The sequence below is a fragment of the Pseudomonas brassicacearum genome (genome assembly GCF_000585995.1).
Lineage (GTDB): Bacteria > Pseudomonadota > Gammaproteobacteria > Pseudomonadales > Pseudomonadaceae > Aquipseudomonas > Aquipseudomonas brassicacearum_A.
This window is the reverse complement of sequence record NZ_CP007410.1, coordinates 1689414-1704074: the sequence shown is the minus strand read 5'-3', so window position 1 is coordinate 1704074 and position 14661 is coordinate 1689414. Positions and strand designations below refer to the sequence as shown.

General features: G+C 60.9%; 10 protein-coding genes and 1 pseudogene. 4 read left to right on the top strand and 7 right to left on the bottom strand.

Annotated elements, in window-relative coordinates; translation table 11 throughout:
• Positions 1 to 60 precede the first annotated feature (60 nt).
• The gene (gene hrpA / locus CD58_RS07465) at positions 61 to 3972 is read right to left on the bottom strand and encodes an ATP-dependent RNA helicase HrpA (protein ID WP_025212412.1); all 3912 of its coding nucleotides are present in this window, start codon (positions 3970 to 3972) and stop codon (positions 61 to 63) included.
• Positions 3973 to 4205: 233 nt separating this feature from the next.
• Entirely contained in the window at positions 4206 to 5927 is a 1722-nt protein-coding gene (gene aceK, locus CD58_RS07460) for a bifunctional isocitrate dehydrogenase kinase/phosphatase (protein ID WP_025212411.1), read from the bottom strand.
• A 130-nt stretch (positions 5928 to 6057) separates the two neighbouring features.
• Between aceK and CD58_RS07455 the strand changes: the two are divergent.
• Positions 6058 to 6965, top strand: a pseudogene (locus CD58_RS07455) (DMT family transporter).
• 120 nt (positions 6966 to 7085) lie between these two features.
• On the opposite strand, the gene CD58_RS07450 reads toward CD58_RS07455, so the two are convergent.
• From CD58_RS07450 to cysK, 3 genes are all read right to left on the bottom strand, one after another.
• Positions 7086 to 7949 (bottom strand): DMT family transporter, encoded by an 864-nt coding sequence (locus tag CD58_RS07450; protein WP_025212410.1) that lies wholly within the window; start codon positions 7947 to 7949, stop codon positions 7086 to 7088.
• Between the two features lie 338 nt (positions 7950 to 8287).
• Positions 8288 to 9226, bottom strand: a complete 939-nt coding sequence (locus CD58_RS07445; RefSeq protein ID WP_025212409.1) for an aspartyl/asparaginyl beta-hydroxylase domain-containing protein — start codon at positions 9224 to 9226, stop codon at positions 8288 to 8290.
• Positions 9227 to 9405: 179 nt separating this feature from the next.
• On the bottom strand, positions 9406 to 10380 hold the full coding sequence (gene cysK, locus CD58_RS07440) for a cysteine synthase A (RefSeq protein ID WP_025212408.1): 975 nt from the start codon (positions 10378 to 10380) through the stop codon (positions 9406 to 9408).
• A 137-nt stretch (positions 10381 to 10517) separates the two neighbouring features.
• Between cysK and CD58_RS07435 the strand changes: the two genes are divergently transcribed.
• Entirely contained in the window at positions 10518 to 11594 is a 1077-nt protein-coding gene (locus CD58_RS07435; protein ID WP_025212407.1) for a DUF748 domain-containing protein, read from the top strand.
• Here CD58_RS07435 and CD58_RS07430 read toward each other — a convergent pair.
• Both CD58_RS07430 and CD58_RS07425 read right to left on the bottom strand, forming a co-directional pair.
• Positions 11591 to 12091, bottom strand: coding sequence for a DUF2442 domain-containing protein (locus tag CD58_RS07430; protein WP_025212406.1), 501 nt, complete (start codon positions 12089 to 12091; stop codon positions 11591 to 11593). The genes CD58_RS07435 and CD58_RS07430 overlap by 4 nt on opposite strands.
• Positions 12079 to 12309, bottom strand: a complete 231-nt coding sequence (locus CD58_RS07425) for a DUF4160 domain-containing protein (RefSeq protein ID WP_025212405.1) — start codon at positions 12307 to 12309, stop codon at positions 12079 to 12081. The genes CD58_RS07430 and CD58_RS07425 overlap by 13 nt, the downstream gene beginning before the upstream one ends.
• Positions 12310 to 12507: 198 nt before the next feature.
• On the opposite strand from CD58_RS07425, the gene CD58_RS07420 reads away from it, so the two are divergent.
• Both CD58_RS07420 and CD58_RS07415 read left to right on the top strand, forming a co-directional pair.
• Positions 12508 to 13353 (top strand): AAA family ATPase, encoded by an 846-nt coding sequence (locus CD58_RS07420; protein ID WP_025212404.1) that lies wholly within the window; start codon positions 12508 to 12510, stop codon positions 13351 to 13353.
• Positions 13354 to 13387: 34 nt separating this feature from the next.
• Complete coding sequence (locus CD58_RS07415; RefSeq protein ID WP_003198888.1) at positions 13388 to 14566, top strand: vWA domain-containing protein; 1179 nt, start codon at positions 13388 to 13390, stop codon at positions 14564 to 14566.
• The last annotated feature ends 95 nt before the right edge of the window (positions 14567 to 14661 follow it).

Sequence of the window (14661 nt, the reverse complement as noted above, 5' to 3'; positions counted from 1 at the left end):
ATTGCATTCGCGAGCAAGCCCGCTCCCACAGGGGTTATGGGCCTACCCCTGATTCTGCGATCAACCTTCCACCACGCTCCACTGCTTGCTCAGGCGCTTGTCGGAAATCGGCACTTTGGTCCCCAACTGCTGGGCGAACAGCGACACCCGGTATTCCTCCAGCCACCAACGGTACAACTCCAGTTGCGGGTCGCGCTTGCCTTCTTGGGCGTGTTTGCTGGCGCGGGCCTGGTATTGGGCCCAGAGGTTCGACAGTTCGCCGCTCCAGACCCGGTCCTTCTGCACTTGGCTACCCAGTTTCTCGAATCGTTGTTCGATGGCCTTGAGGTAGCGCGGCAGTTCCTTGAGCCATTGGTGCGGGGTTTCGCGCACGAAGCCCGGATACACCAGATGGCTGAGTTGCTGCTTGATGTCGTTCAGCGCCACGGCCTGGGCCAGGTCGATCTTGCCCTTGAAGCGTTTTTGCAGGCCATGCCAGAGCTTGAGGATGTCCAGGGTCAGCTTCGCCAGGCGTTCGGCGTGTTCGGTCCAGCCGCCGCGCTTGCGCTCGGCCAGGGAGGCCAGCGCGGCGCCGTCACGGGGCAGGCTCGCTTCACCTTCGAGTACGCAACTGTCGAGGCTGGCCAGCAGGATGTCTTCCACCAGGCTGTCGATCCGCCCCAGTTCTCGATACAGCAGGCCCAGCTCCGTCAGCCCAGGCAGTTTGCCCCGCAGGAACTTCGCCGACTCCGCCAATTGCTGCATCAACAAGCGCTGCAAGGCGCGGCGATGCTGAAACTCGGCTTCGGCCGGGGTCGGGAAGCGGCCCTCCTTGACCACGCCACCCTCTTCCACCAGCGCCGGGTAGACGGTCATCGACAGTCCGGCAATTTTCTGTTGGGTTTTCTCGGCGACCGGCGCGAAGATTTTCGCCTCCACTGGTGCCTGGCTCTTGGCCGTTTGCGGCACGGCCAAGGCAGCCTGGCTGGCTTCGGCAAAACGCGCCGTCAGTTCGGCCAGGTCCCGGCCTTCACCCAGGAACTTGCCCTGGCCGTCGACGATTTCCAGGTTCATGCGCAGATGGCTTTCCACCTGCTGCGCCGCTTCCGCCCAGGCTTCGTCGCTGACCCGCGCGCCGGTCATGCGCAGCAGCTCACGGCCCAGGGCTTGCGGCAACGAACCCTCGGCAAAGGTGATGCGTTGCAGCGCAGCCTTGACGAAGTCGGGCACCGGCACGAAGTTCTTGCGCAGGGCCTTGGGCAGGTTGCGCACCAGGGCAATGCACTTGGCCTCGATCATCCCGGGCACCAGCCATTCCAGACGTTCCGGCGGCAGCATCGGCAACAGCGGCGCCGGCACGCGCAAGGTCACGCCGTCGCGGGCATGGTTGGGTTCGAAGTGGTAGCTCAACGGCAAGGTCAGGTCGCCGACGCGCAAGGTGTCCGGGTAATGCGCGGCGGTGACTTCACTGGCCTCGCGGGCGAGCACGTCTTCTTCGCGCATGATCAGCAACTGCGGGTCTTTCTGGCTGTTGACCCGGTACCAGCTGTCGAACGTCGCGGTCTGGTGAATCTCTGCCGGCAAACGCGCATCGTAGAACGCAAACAGGGTTTCTTCGTCCGCCAGGATGTCGCGACGGCGGGCCTTGGCCTCCAGCTCGTCGAGTTGCTCCAGCAAGCGGGTATTGGCGCTCAGGCACTTGGCCTTGGACTGGATCTCACCGCGCACCAGCGCCTCGCGAATGAACAACTCCCGCGACACCACCGGGTCCACCGGCCCGTAGTGCACCGGCCGGCGACCGACCACGATCAGCCCGAACAGGGTGATCTGTTCGTACGCCACCACTTGCCCGCGCTTCTTCTCCCAATGAGGTTCGAAGTGGTTTTTCTTGATCAGGTGACCGGCCAGCGGCTCGATCCAGTCCGGCTCGATCTTGGCCACCATGCGCGCGTACAGCTTGGTGGTTTCCACCAGTTCGGCGGTCATCAGCCACTGCGGACGCTTCTTGCCCAAGCCCGATGACGGATGAATCCAGAACCGTCGCTGGCGAGCACCGAGGTAGTCGCCGTCTTCGGTTTTCTGGCCGATCTGGCTCAACAGGCCCGAGAGCACCGCTTTGTGCAGTTTCGGGTAATCCGCCGATTCCTTATTGAGGCTCAACTGCATGTCGCGACAGATCAGGCTCAACTGGCGATGGGAATCGCGCCACTCGCGCAAGCGCAGGTAGTTGAGGAAGTTCTTGCGGCACCAGTTGCGCAGCGGGCTGGCAGTCAGGGCCTGGCGCTGCTCTTCGAAACCGCGCCACAGATTGACCAGCCCGGCGAAATCCGAGTCCGGGTCCTTCCATTGGGCGTGGGCCTGATCGGCCGCCTGTTGGCGCTCGGGCGGACGCTCGCGCGGGTCCTGGATCGACATGGCGCTGGCGACGATCAACACTTCCTGCAAGCTGCCCAATTTCGCCGCTTCCAGCAGCATGCGACCCATGCGCGGGTCCACCGGCAAGCGCGCCAACTGCCGACCGAGCGGCGTCAGTTGACTGTTGCGGTCCACCGCCGACAACTCTTGCAGCAAGTTGAAACCGTCGCTGATGGCCTTGCCGTCCGGCGGTTCGATGAACGGGAAATCAGTGATTTCGCCGAGGCGCAGGTGCAGCATCTGCAGGATCACCGCTGCGAGGTTGGTGCGCAGGATCTCCGGGTCGGTGAATTCCGGCCGACCGAGGAAATCTTCTTCGCTGTACAACCGCACACAAATCCCCGGTTCAACCCGTCCGCAACGGCCTTTGCGCTGGTTGGCGCTGGCCTGGGAAATGGCTTCGATGGGCAGGCGCTGGACCTTGGCGCGATAGCTGTAGCGGCTGATGCGCGCGGTTCCGCTGTCGATCACGTAGCGGATGCCGGGCACCGTGAGCGAGGTTTCCGCGACGTTGGTCGCCAGCACCACGCGACGGCCCGGGTGCGACTGGAAGATCCGCTGTTGTTCAGCCGGCGACAAGCGCGCATACAGCGGCAGGATCTCGGTGTGTTTGAGCTGGGCCTTGCGCAGCATCTCCGCCGCGTCGCGAATCTCCCGCTCACCGGGCAGGAACACCAGCACATCCCCTGGGCTGCGGCGCTCACTGCGTTCAAACGCGGCGATTTCATCGAGGGTGGCGAGGATCGCCTGGTCGACGGTCAAGTCGTCCTCGACCCGGTTGCCCTCCTCGTCCTGCTCCAGGGTCAGGGGGCGATACCAGGTTTCCACCGGGAAGGTACGGCCAGAGACTTCCACGATGGGCGCGTCATCGAAGTGTTTGGAGAAACGCTCCAGGTCGATGGTCGCCGAGGTGATGATCACCTTGAGGTCCGGGCGGCGCGGCAGCAAGGTCTTGAGGTAGCCCAGCAGGAAGTCGATGTTCAGGCTGCGTTCGTGGGCTTCGTCGACGATGATCGTGTCGTAGCGCTCGAGGTAGCGGTCGTTCTGGGTCTCGGCCAGCAGGATGCCGTCGGTCATCAGCTTGATCAGGGTGTTGGCGTCGCTCTGGTCCTCGAAGCGCACCTGATACCCCACCAGCGCGCCCAACGGCGTCGCCAGCTCCTCGGCCACACGGCTCGCCACGCTACGAGCGGCGATCCGGCGCGGCTGGGTGTGGCCGATCAGGCCATGCTGGCCACGACCGATTTCCAGGCAGATCTTCGGCAACTGCGTGGTTTTGCCCGAGCCGGTTTCGCCGGCGATGATCAGCACCTGATGCTTGAGCAACGCCTCCTTGATTTCGTCGCGCTTGGCGGCGATCGGCAAATTGTCGTCGTAGCGGATCGCCGGCAGGCTCGCCTTGCGCGCCAGCACCTGGTCGCATGACGCCTGCATGCGCGTCACCCACTGGGCCAGCTTGGCCTCATCGGGATTCTTGCGCAGCTCGAGCAACTGGCGCCGCAACCGGTGACGGTCGGCGAGCATGGCGTGGTCGAGGTTTTTCAGCAGCTTGTCGATAGCGGGGGCTTGGTCAGTCATCAGGTACGCAAGGGTCGTCGGTTTGTGCAGGGGCGGATTGTCGCAGATTTGCGGCCATTGCGCCGAACACGCAAAGCAGCCACCGCCACACCCTTGTGGAGCGAGCTTGCTCGCGATGGCGGTGGTTCAGCCTGCATTGATGTTGACTGATACACCGTTATCGCGAGCAAGCTCGCTCCCACGGGAGATTTTCGTCAAGGCTGCTTTTGTGGGGGCTTCGTTTACCTGCCGGGTTATTCGCTGTCCAGGTCCTTGCGCCGATACGGAAACACATCGATCACCTTCCCCGCCCGGATCGCCTCTTGCAGGCTTTTCCAATAGTCGGCGTTGTACAGCTCGCCATGCAACTGGTCGAACAGCTTGCGCTGCCCCGCGTCGGCGAACAGGAAGGGCGGGAATTCTTCGGGGAACACGTCCAGCGGCCCGATGGAATACCAGGGCTCGGAGGCCATTTCGTCTTCCGGGGTGCGAGGCTGGGGAATGTGACGGAAGTTGGCTTCGGTCAGGAAACAGATTTCATCGTAGTCGTAGAACACCACACGGCCGTGGCGGGTCACGCCGAAGTTCTTGAGCAGCATGTCGCCAGGGAAGATATTCGCCGCAGCGAGTTGCTTGATGGCCAGGCCATAATCTTCCAGCGCTTCACGCACCTGGTCTTGGTTGGCGTTTTCCAGGTAGAGGTTCAGCGGGGTCATGCGCCGTTCGGTCCAGCAGTGGCGAATCAGCACCGTGTCGCCTTCCACCGACACCGTGGATGGCGCCACTTCCAGCAATTCCGCCAGGCACGCCGGCTCGAACTTGCCCAGGGGAAAACGGAAATCGGCGAACTCCTGGGTATCGGCCATGCGTCCGACCCGGTCGACGCTTTTCACCAGGCGGTACTTTTCGATCACCGTGGCACGGTCGACGTTTTTCGACGGCGAGAAACGGTCCTTGATGATCTTGAAGACGGTGTTGAAGCCCGGCAGCGTGAATACGCTCATGACCATGCCGCGCACGCCCGGCGCCATGATGAACTGGTCGTCGGTGTTCGCCAGATGATTGATCAGCGCCCGGTAGAACTCGGATTTGCCGTGTTTGTAGAAACCGATGGAGGTGTACAGCTCGGCGATGTGCTTGCCCGGCAGGATGCGCTTGAGAAAGCCGATGAATTCCGCCGGCACCGGCACGTCCACCATGAAGTACGAGCGGGTGAACGAGAAGATGATCGACACCTGCGCCTCGTCAGTGATCAGCGCGTCGATCTGGATGCCCCGGCCTTCGCGGTGCAGCAGCGGGATCACCAGCGGCCATTGCTCATCGCGGGTGTAGATCCGGCCCACCAGGTAAGCGCCCTTATTGCGATAGAGCACGGAAGAAAACAACTCCACCGTCAGTTCCGGGTCCTTGCAGACCCAATCCGGCAGATTCTCCCGCAGCTGGGCTTCGAGACGCTTCAGGTCGCCTGGCAGGTCAGCGTAATCCTCGCTGAAGCGGTAATCGGCAAACACACTCGCCAGCATCCGGTCCAGTTGGCCCTGGGGTTTGTAGGTGCGGGTCTGGGCGGCGCGGGCGCGACGCAGGCTGGGTCGGGTGGTGTGGATAAACATGGTGCCGTCGCTGATCAGATCATGACTGAACAGCCCGCAGAAGATCGAGTTGTACCAGGTCTCGGACAGTTCATCGTCGAAGCGCAGGTCGATCAGGCTGATGTAAGCGCTTTTGACCAGCGGCCAACAGCCGACATCCATCAACGACTCGGCGTCGAAGGTCGCACGCAATCGAGTGACGGTTTCAAAGACTTTTTCTTCATATAAATTGATTCGCGCCGCCGAAGCCGCTTGGGCTTCCAGCCACCGGGCCTGCTCGAACCGGGCACGGGCACCGTCGGTGATCTGCCGGAAATGCTCACGATAATCGTCGAAGCCGTCGAGAATCGAACGGGCGATATCGGTGGCGGGCCATGGCTGCGGCATAGGGTAAACCTCGGCGGGTCATGCGTGTTATGGGCGACTGAGCTTAGAGGCCAATCGCGCGGCAACGCAACCATTGCCATCGGTATTCAGGGCGGCGACACTTGCCGCCCAATCAAGGAAGGAATGACTCGTGAACCTCGTCGACACCTTGCGTTTGCTGTCACTGGCCGCCATCTGGGGGGCGAGCTTCCTGTTCATGCGCATTATCGCCCCCGTCATTGGCACGATCCCCACCGCCTTTTTCCGCGTATCCATCGCCTTCGTCGGACTGCTGGTGATCCTGGCGCTGATGCGCGTCGACTGGAATTTTCGCGGCAAGTTGAAAGTCGTGATGGTTCTGGGCCTGATCAATTCGGGCATCCCGGCGACGTTTTATTCGCTGGCCGCCCAAGTGCTGCCAGCCGGTTACTCAGCCATCTTCAACGCCACCACGCCGTTGATGGGCGTGCTGATCGGCGGGTTGTTCTTCAGCGAAAAACTCACCACCGCCAAGGTCAGCGGCGTGTTCCTGGGATTGCTCGGCGTCGGTATCCTGACCCGTGCCGGCCCGGTGGCCTTCGACCTGCAATTGCTGATGGGCGCCCTCGCCTGCCTGCTCGCCACCACGTGCTACGGCTTCGCCGGCTTCCTCACCCGCCGCTGGCTCGATCATCAAGGCGGGCTGGACAGCCGCCTTTCAGCCCTGGGCAGTATGTTTGGCGCCACGGTATTTTTGCTGCCTCTGTTTGGCTACAGCGTCATCAGCCAGCCGCCCGTCAGCTGGGGTGGTTGGAGCGTCTGGTTGTCACTGCTGGGGCTAGGCCTGGTGTGCACCGCGCTGGCGTACATCCTTTATTTCCGCCTGCTCAGCTCCATCGGTCCGGTCAAATCCATGACCGTGACTTTCCTGATCCCGCCGTTCGGCGTGTTGTGGGGGCATTGCTGCTGGATGAGCCGCTGGGGATGGCGCATCTGTATGGTGGGGTGTTGATTGCAGCGGCGTTGTGGCTGGTGCTCAAGCCTGGGGTGGTGAAACCGGCTGAGGTGTCTGCCCGGTAGTTCGTCGGCGCTGTTGAAAATGCCATCGCGAGCAAGCTCGCTCCCACAGGGTCATGTGCAGTCCTTGTGGGAGCGAGCTTGCTCGCGAGTGCGATACAACAGTTGCCAGAGCGCTAGCGGCTAACGGCTTTTACGAAACACAAACACCAACCCAACGATGATCAGCACCATCCCCAGCCAGCTCAACAACGCCAGCCGATTGCCAAACACCAGGTAGTCCATGATCGCCGTCACTGCCGGCACCAAGTAGAACAGGCTGGTGACATTCACCAGGTTGCCCCGAGCGATCAAACGGTACAGCAGCAACGTCGCCAGCACCGACACCACCAGCGCCATCCACAACACTGGTCCGATGAAGCCCACACTGTACTCAAAGTGAAACGGCTGGAATGGCACGAACACCGCGCACAATACGAGCCCAGCCAGGTACTGCACAGGCAGGGTGCCCAGGGGATTATCGGTGATGCGCTTCTGCATGATGGAACCGGCCGTCATGCTCACCAGCGCCAGCAAACCGCAAAGCATCCCGGCCAGGGAGATGCCGGCCAGGCCGATCCCCTGGTACACCACCATGACCAATCCCACCAACCCCAGCGCCAAGCCGAACAGGCGCTGCCAGGATCGCTGGCGCTCCACGAGCACCACGGTAAGGATCGGCTGCACGCCCATCAGCGTCGCCATCACCCCGGGGGTGACGTTCATTTGCAGGGCCAGCAGATAGAAGATCTGATAGGCCCCCAGCAGCACCAGCCCGGTGGTCGCCGCGTACAGCATCGGCCTGCCGGTTTTCGGCAGTTTGAACTTGAACACCGGGATCAACAGCACCAGCGCCGACAGGGCGATGGCAAAACGGATCAGCAGGAAGGCAAAAGGTGACGCGTGGGCCAGGCCGAGCTTGGAAAAGATCGCCCCGCTGCTCCACAGCAGAACAAACAGGCTCGTGGAAGCCGCCGCCAATAAGGCGTTTTTGGATAGGGAAAACATGAATACCACCTGTAGTCAGGCAAAAAGCCAACTCAGCCGAAGCTGAAGTCCAGTAGTTGTTTCAGGCGAGCACAGGGGATGACAGCAGTTGCCGATCAGCCCTGAACGCCAACACCCGGCGGTGATACGACGGCGTACACCGGTGGGTTACTGGCTGGTGGGGGGTATTGACCGATCTGCGCAGGCTGCTGATTCCCGCACGGCACGACGCCAGCGCTGAACGCTGGGACGACAACCGCGATGACAGGGGATGCAGGCATGAGCCGATCTCTTGGAGGGTGGGTTCGAGAACCCGACAAGCGCTGACTATAACCAGCGCTCGAAGTGTTACGCAATGTTTAAACGAATAACCAATAGCCAAGGACCGTCAGCACCGCGACCGCCAATACTGGCCGCATCACCCGGTACGCCTTGGGATGCTTGCGTTTCCATTGCTTGACCTGGCCGCTGATGCCGTCACTGAACGACTTGCTCCAGGCGTAGGCCCGGTTGATGCCACCAACGTGTTCATCGTCGAGGTTCTGCGGCGCGGTGGCGCGGCCAAGAAAGGCGCTGATGGCGCGGTTGAGACGGGTCATCAGCCGGCTTTTCAAGGGTCGTTCGATGTCACAGAACAGGATCACCCGGGTCTGCGGCGTTTCGTTCTTGACCCAGTGCACGTAGGTCTCATCGAACATGACGTCTTCGCCGTCGCGCCAGGCATAGATCTGACCGTCAACGAAGATCCGGCAGTCGTCGGAATTGGGCGTGGACAGCCCGAGGTGATAGCGCAGGGAACCGGCAAACGGGTCTCGATGGGGGTTCAAGTGGCTGCCGCCCGGCAACAGGGCAAACATCGCACCGCGCACATTCGGGATCTGGTTGACCAGCTCGACGGTGCGGGGGCACAGCAATTCGGCTGACGGCAGCGCTTTGTCGTACCACTTGAGGTAGAAGCGTTTCCAGCCTTTCTTGAAGAACGAACCAAAGCCCGCGTCGTTGTTCTTTTCCGCAGCCCGGATGTACCCCTCGTCGAACAGGTGCATGGCCTCGTCGCGGATAACTTGCCAATTGTCCTTGAGCACATCGAGCTCGGGGAACTTGCTGCGGTCCAGATACGGTTTGGACGGCACGCCGGAAAACAGGTACATCAAGGCGTTGTAGGGGGCAAACAACGCCGAGTGATTAACGAACTGGCGCAATACCGGCAAACGCGCCTTACCGCGCAGATGCACGTAGAGCGTACTGCCCAGGAATAGCAGCAACACCGAGGCCTTGGCGACAAACGAAACGGTCATTTTATAACTCCTTGTCCAAAACAACTTACGCAACGCTATCAACCCGATGCAGCGGCCGGCCATGTTATAGATCGCTGCCAGGCTCGGAAACTACCCGGCGCAACATTCACTGTTGAAAATTACGCAACAATTCCTTTCTTAACATGCATGGCCTGAACCTTGGCTGACGCTAACCAACTTCACTGCTGAGTCTCCTGCTCAGTAAACAAATCACTGAACAACATGCTCGACAGATACCGCTCACCCGAATCCGGCAGGATCACCACGATGGTCTTGCCCTGCATTTCCGGCTTTTCCGCCAGGCGCACGGCCACGGCCATCGCCGCGCCACAGGAAATCCCGCAAAGGATGCCCTCCTCCTGCATCAAGCGCAGGGCCATGGCCTTGGACTCGTCATCAGTGACCCGCTCAACCTGATCGACAATCGACAGGTCGAGGTTTTTCGGCACGAATCCCGCGCCGATCCCTTGGATCTTATGGGGGCTGGGCTTGATCTCCTGGCCCGCCATCGCCTGGGTAATCACCGGTGAAACCTCCGGCTCGACCGCCACCGACAGGATCGGCTTGCCACAGGTGTTCTTGATGTATCGCGAAACCCCGGTAATGGTTCCTCCGGTGCCCACGCCCGCTACCAGCACGTCGACCGCGCCGTCGGTGTCGTTCCAGATTTCCGGACCGGTGGTTTTTTCGTGAATCGCCGGGTTCGCCGGGTTATCGAACTGCTGCGGCATGAAGTATTTGGAAGGGTCGCTGGCCAGGATCTCGGCCGCTTTCTCGATGGCCCCTTTCATCCCCTTGGCCGGCTCAGTGAGCACCAGCTCCGCGCCCAGGGCCTTGAGCACCTTGCGCCGTTCGATACTCATCGACGCCGGCATGGTCAGCATCAGCTTGTAGCCACGGGCGGCGGCGACGAACGCCAGGCCGATCCCGGTGTTGCCCGACGTGGGTTCAACGATGGTCATGCCAGGTTTGAGCTTGCCCGAGCTTTCAGCGTCCCAGATCATGTTCGCGCCGATCCGGCACTTGACCGAATACCCTGGGTTACGCCCTTCGATCTTGGCCAGGATAGTCACGCCGCGTGGGGCGATGCGGTTGATCTGCACCAGTGGCGTATTGCCGATGGAATGGGCGTTGTCTGCAAATATGCGGCTCATGGCTGGGTCCTTGATGCAGCGGGAAATTTAAGCGTTTAAAGGTATGCCTGTTGCTCATGGGCGTCCAGTTGCACCGAACGTTCCAGTAGCTACAACAGTCAATGGCTTTAGTCCCCCTAACAATGCTGGAGACTGACATGAAGCGTCGATACAGCTGGCCACTGTGGACTCTCGCCGCCATCGTTGCGGTGCTCGTGGCCCTGCATTTCACCCTGCCTTACCTGGTACGCAACTACCTGAACGACAAGCTGGCCGACATGGGTGACTATCGCGGCCAGGTCATCGATGTGGACCTGGCGCTCTGGCGTGGTGCCTACCGGATCAACGGCCTGAAAATCGTCAAGGTCGACGGCAAGGTCCCGGTGCCATTCGTCGACGCGCCGTTGATCGACCTGTCCGTGAGCTGGCATTCGCTGTGGTACGACCATGCCGTGGTGGCCGAGGTAGAGTTCGCCCGCCCCGAAGTGAACTTCGTCGACGGCGGGGCCAACCGGCAGAACTCCCAGACCGGCCAGGGCACCAACTGGCGGGAGCAACTCGGCAAACTGCTGCCCATTACCCTCAACGAAGTGCGAATCAGGGACGGCAAGGTCACCTTCCGCAACTTCAACTCCAAGCCGCCGGTCAATTTGCGGGCCACCGACGTCAACGCCAGCTTCTATAACCTGACCAACGTGGTCGACACCGAAGGCAAGCGCGATGCCCGCTTCGAGGGCAAGGCCCTGGTGGCCGAACACGCGCCCCTGGAAATGCAGGCGACCTTCGACCCGTTGAGCAACTTCGAGGACTTCGATTTCCGCCTGCGGGCCAGGAACATCGAACTCAAGCGCCTGAACGATTTCGCCGCGGCCTATGGCAAATTCGATTTCAACGCCGGCCATGGCGACCTGGTGGTCGAGGCTGAGGCCGACAACGCCAAGCTCAGCGGCTACATCAAGCCGCTGCTGCGCGATGTCGATGTATTCGACTGGCAACAGGACGTGGAAAACAAGAACAAAAACATCTTCCGTTCGGTCTGGGAAGCGTTGGTCGGCGCGGGTGAAACGGCCCTCAAGAACCAACGCAAGAACCAGTTCGCCACGCGAGTGGAGCTCAGTGGCAACGTTCATCAGCAGGACATCAGCGCCTTCGAAGCCTTCTTGCAGATTCTGCGCAACGGTTTCGTCCAGGCGTTCAACGCCCGTTATGAACAGCCAGCGCCTTCGACCGACTAGGGCTTGCGCGTGACGGTGTAGCGGCCGATCGGTTCCGCCGCCGCGGTGCCCGCGCCACGCTGCAGCGAGTCCCATCCCAGGCACGCGAGGGCCAGCGAACGCGGTACAGCCTCGCGCCCACTGCTATAGCGGCTGATGCTGCGAGCGCTGACCCCCAGTGCTTCAGCCGCCTGGTTCAGCGGCAGGCCGGTGCGGGCACGCCAACCAATGAAAATGCGGGTATTTTCATCCACGGCATTCTGCGCCAGCGCATCCAGATACAAGGTATCGGCCCCGATCTGGATATCCAGCTCGGGCCATTCCACACTCCAACCATCATCCCCCAGGCTCGCGCCTCCAAACGCACCTTCCTCAAGCAAAGGCTGTAAGCCCGGAAAACGTTGCACATCAGCGCTCAAGTCCAGCGTCAGCTGCTGTCCGTCGATGAACTTCAGTTCAAGACTCAATGGCAATAAGGCCTGCACGGCCAATAGCCGCGGCCGTTTCATGGGTAGCATCGTTTCCAGTCCTCCAACAGTTGCGCCTGGTGAACCCTGACCCAGTCCAGCGCTTCCTTGATGATCAAGGGCGGCGCGCGGCCCATCATCACTTCCACGGTTTCCAGGCTCAGCATCACATCCAACCCACCACCTGTCAGGTGAACATGGGGCGGTGGATGGTCTCGTTCACGCAGTTGAATGCGGTAAGTATTCTTGAATCGATATTTAGTAGACATGCACCAAACATATCGCCAAATTGGCGATATGCAATACTGGCAAGCGGCCGAGACTGAGTCAACATGTGACGCTCCATTCAGAGACTGAATACAGCGTCTGCGTTCACAGTCGCCGGGGCGCCGCGTTATAGTCGGGCACGACATTTATTTCGCACGCCCTGCCTCATCAGGCCGGCGACACCGTTCGAGGAATTGCAGATGAAGTTCGAAGGCACCCGCGCCTACGTGGCCACCGATGACTTGAAGCTGGCCGTCAACGCCGCCATCACCCTGGAGCGGCCGCTGCTGGTCAAGGGCGAACCGGGCACCGGCAAGACCATGCTCGCCGAGCAACTGGCTGAGTCCTTCGGCGCGCGCCTGATCACCTGGCACATCAAGTCCACCACCAAGGCCCATCAGGGCCTGTATGAGTACGACGCGGTCAGCCGCCTGCGGGACTCGCAGTTGGGCGTGGACAAGGTCCATGACGTGCGCAACTACCTGAAGAAGGGCAAGCTCTGGGAAGCGTTCGAGTCCGAAGAGCGAGTGATTCTGCTGATCGACGAAATCGACAAGGCCGACATCGAGTTCCCCAACGACCTGCTGCAAGAACTCGACAAGATGGAGTTCTACGTTTACGAGACCGATGAAACCATCAAGGCCAAGCAGCGGCCAATCATCATCATTACCTCCAACAACGAAAAAGAGCTGCCGGATGCGTTCCTGCGCCGCTGCTTCTTCCACTACATAGCCTTCCCCGACCGCGTCACCCTGCAGAAAATCGTCGACGTGCATTACCCGGACATCAAGAAAGACCTGGTCAGCGAAGCGCTGGACGTGTTCTTCGATGTGCGCAAGGTGCCGGGCCTGAAGAAAAAGCCCTCCACTTCCGAACTGGTGGACTGGCTCAAGCTGCTGATGGCCGACAACATCGGCGAAGCGGTGCTGCGCGAACGCGATCCGACCAAGGCCATTCCGCCGCTGGCCGGGGCCCTGGTCAAGAACGAACAGGACGTGCAACTGCTCGAGCGCCTGGCGTTCATGAGCCGCCGCGGCACCCGCTGATCCTCTTCGTCTAACAAGAGCGAGGGCGATTGCCATGCTGCTTAACCTGTTCAATGAAATGCGCGCCGCCAAGGTGCCCGTGTCAGTGCGTGAACTGCTGGACCTGATCAACGCGCTGAAACAGCGGGTGATCTTCGCCGACATGGACGAGTTCTATTACTTGTCGCGGGCGATCCTGGTGAAGGACGAACGGCATTTCGACAAGTTCGACCGGGCGTTCGCCGCCTACTTCAACGGCCTGGAAAAACTCGACGATCATCTCCAGGCGCTGATTCCCGAAGACTGGTTGCGCAAGGAGTTCGAGCGCTCGTTGACTGACGAAGAGCGGGCGCAGATCCAGTCCCTGGGTGGCCTGGACAAGCTGATCGAAGAATTCAAGAAACGCCTGGAAGAACAGAAGGAACGCCATGCCGGCGGTAACAAGTGGATCGGCACCGGCGGCACCAGCCCATTCGGCTCCGGCGGCTTCAACCCCGAAGGCATTCGCGTCGGCGACGCTGGCAAGCGCCAGGGCAAGGCCGTGAAGGTCTGGGACCAGCGCGAGTACAAGAACCTCGACGACCAGGTGGAACTGGGTACCCGCAACATCAAGATTGCCCTGCGCCGCCTGCGCAAATTCGCCCGCCAGGGTGCGGCCGAAGAGCTGGACATCGACGGCACCATCGACCACACCGCCCGCGACGCCGGCCTGCTGAACATCCAGATGCGTCCGGAACGACGCAACACCGTGAAGTTGTTGCTGCTGTTCGACATCGGCGGCTCGATGGATGCCCACGTGAAAATCTGCGAAGAGCTGTTCTCGGCCTGCAAGACCGAGTTCAAGCACTTGGAGTATTTCTACTTCCACAATTTTGTGTACGAGTCGGTATGGAAGAACAACCTGCGCCGCACCTCGGAACGCACGTCGACCCAGGATTTGCTGCACAAGTACGGCGCCGACTACAAAGTGATCTTCATCGGTGACGCGGCCATGGCCCCTTATGAAATCACCCAGGCCGGCGGCAGTGTCGAACACTGGAATGAAGAAGCCGGCTATGTGTGGATGCAGCGTTTCATGGAGAAATACAAGAAGCTCATCTGGATCAACCCTTATCCCAAGGACACCTGGGGTTACACCGCCTCGACCAACATCGTGCGCGAGTTGGTGGAAGACCGGATGTATCCGCTGACCTTGCGGGGGTTGGAGGAAGGGATGCGGTTTCTGTCCAAATAGTTGTTGTGTATTGCCTGGAAGGGCCTCATCGCGAGCAAGCTCGCTCCCACACTGGATCTGCGTCACACATGAGATCCCCTGTGGGAACGAGCTTG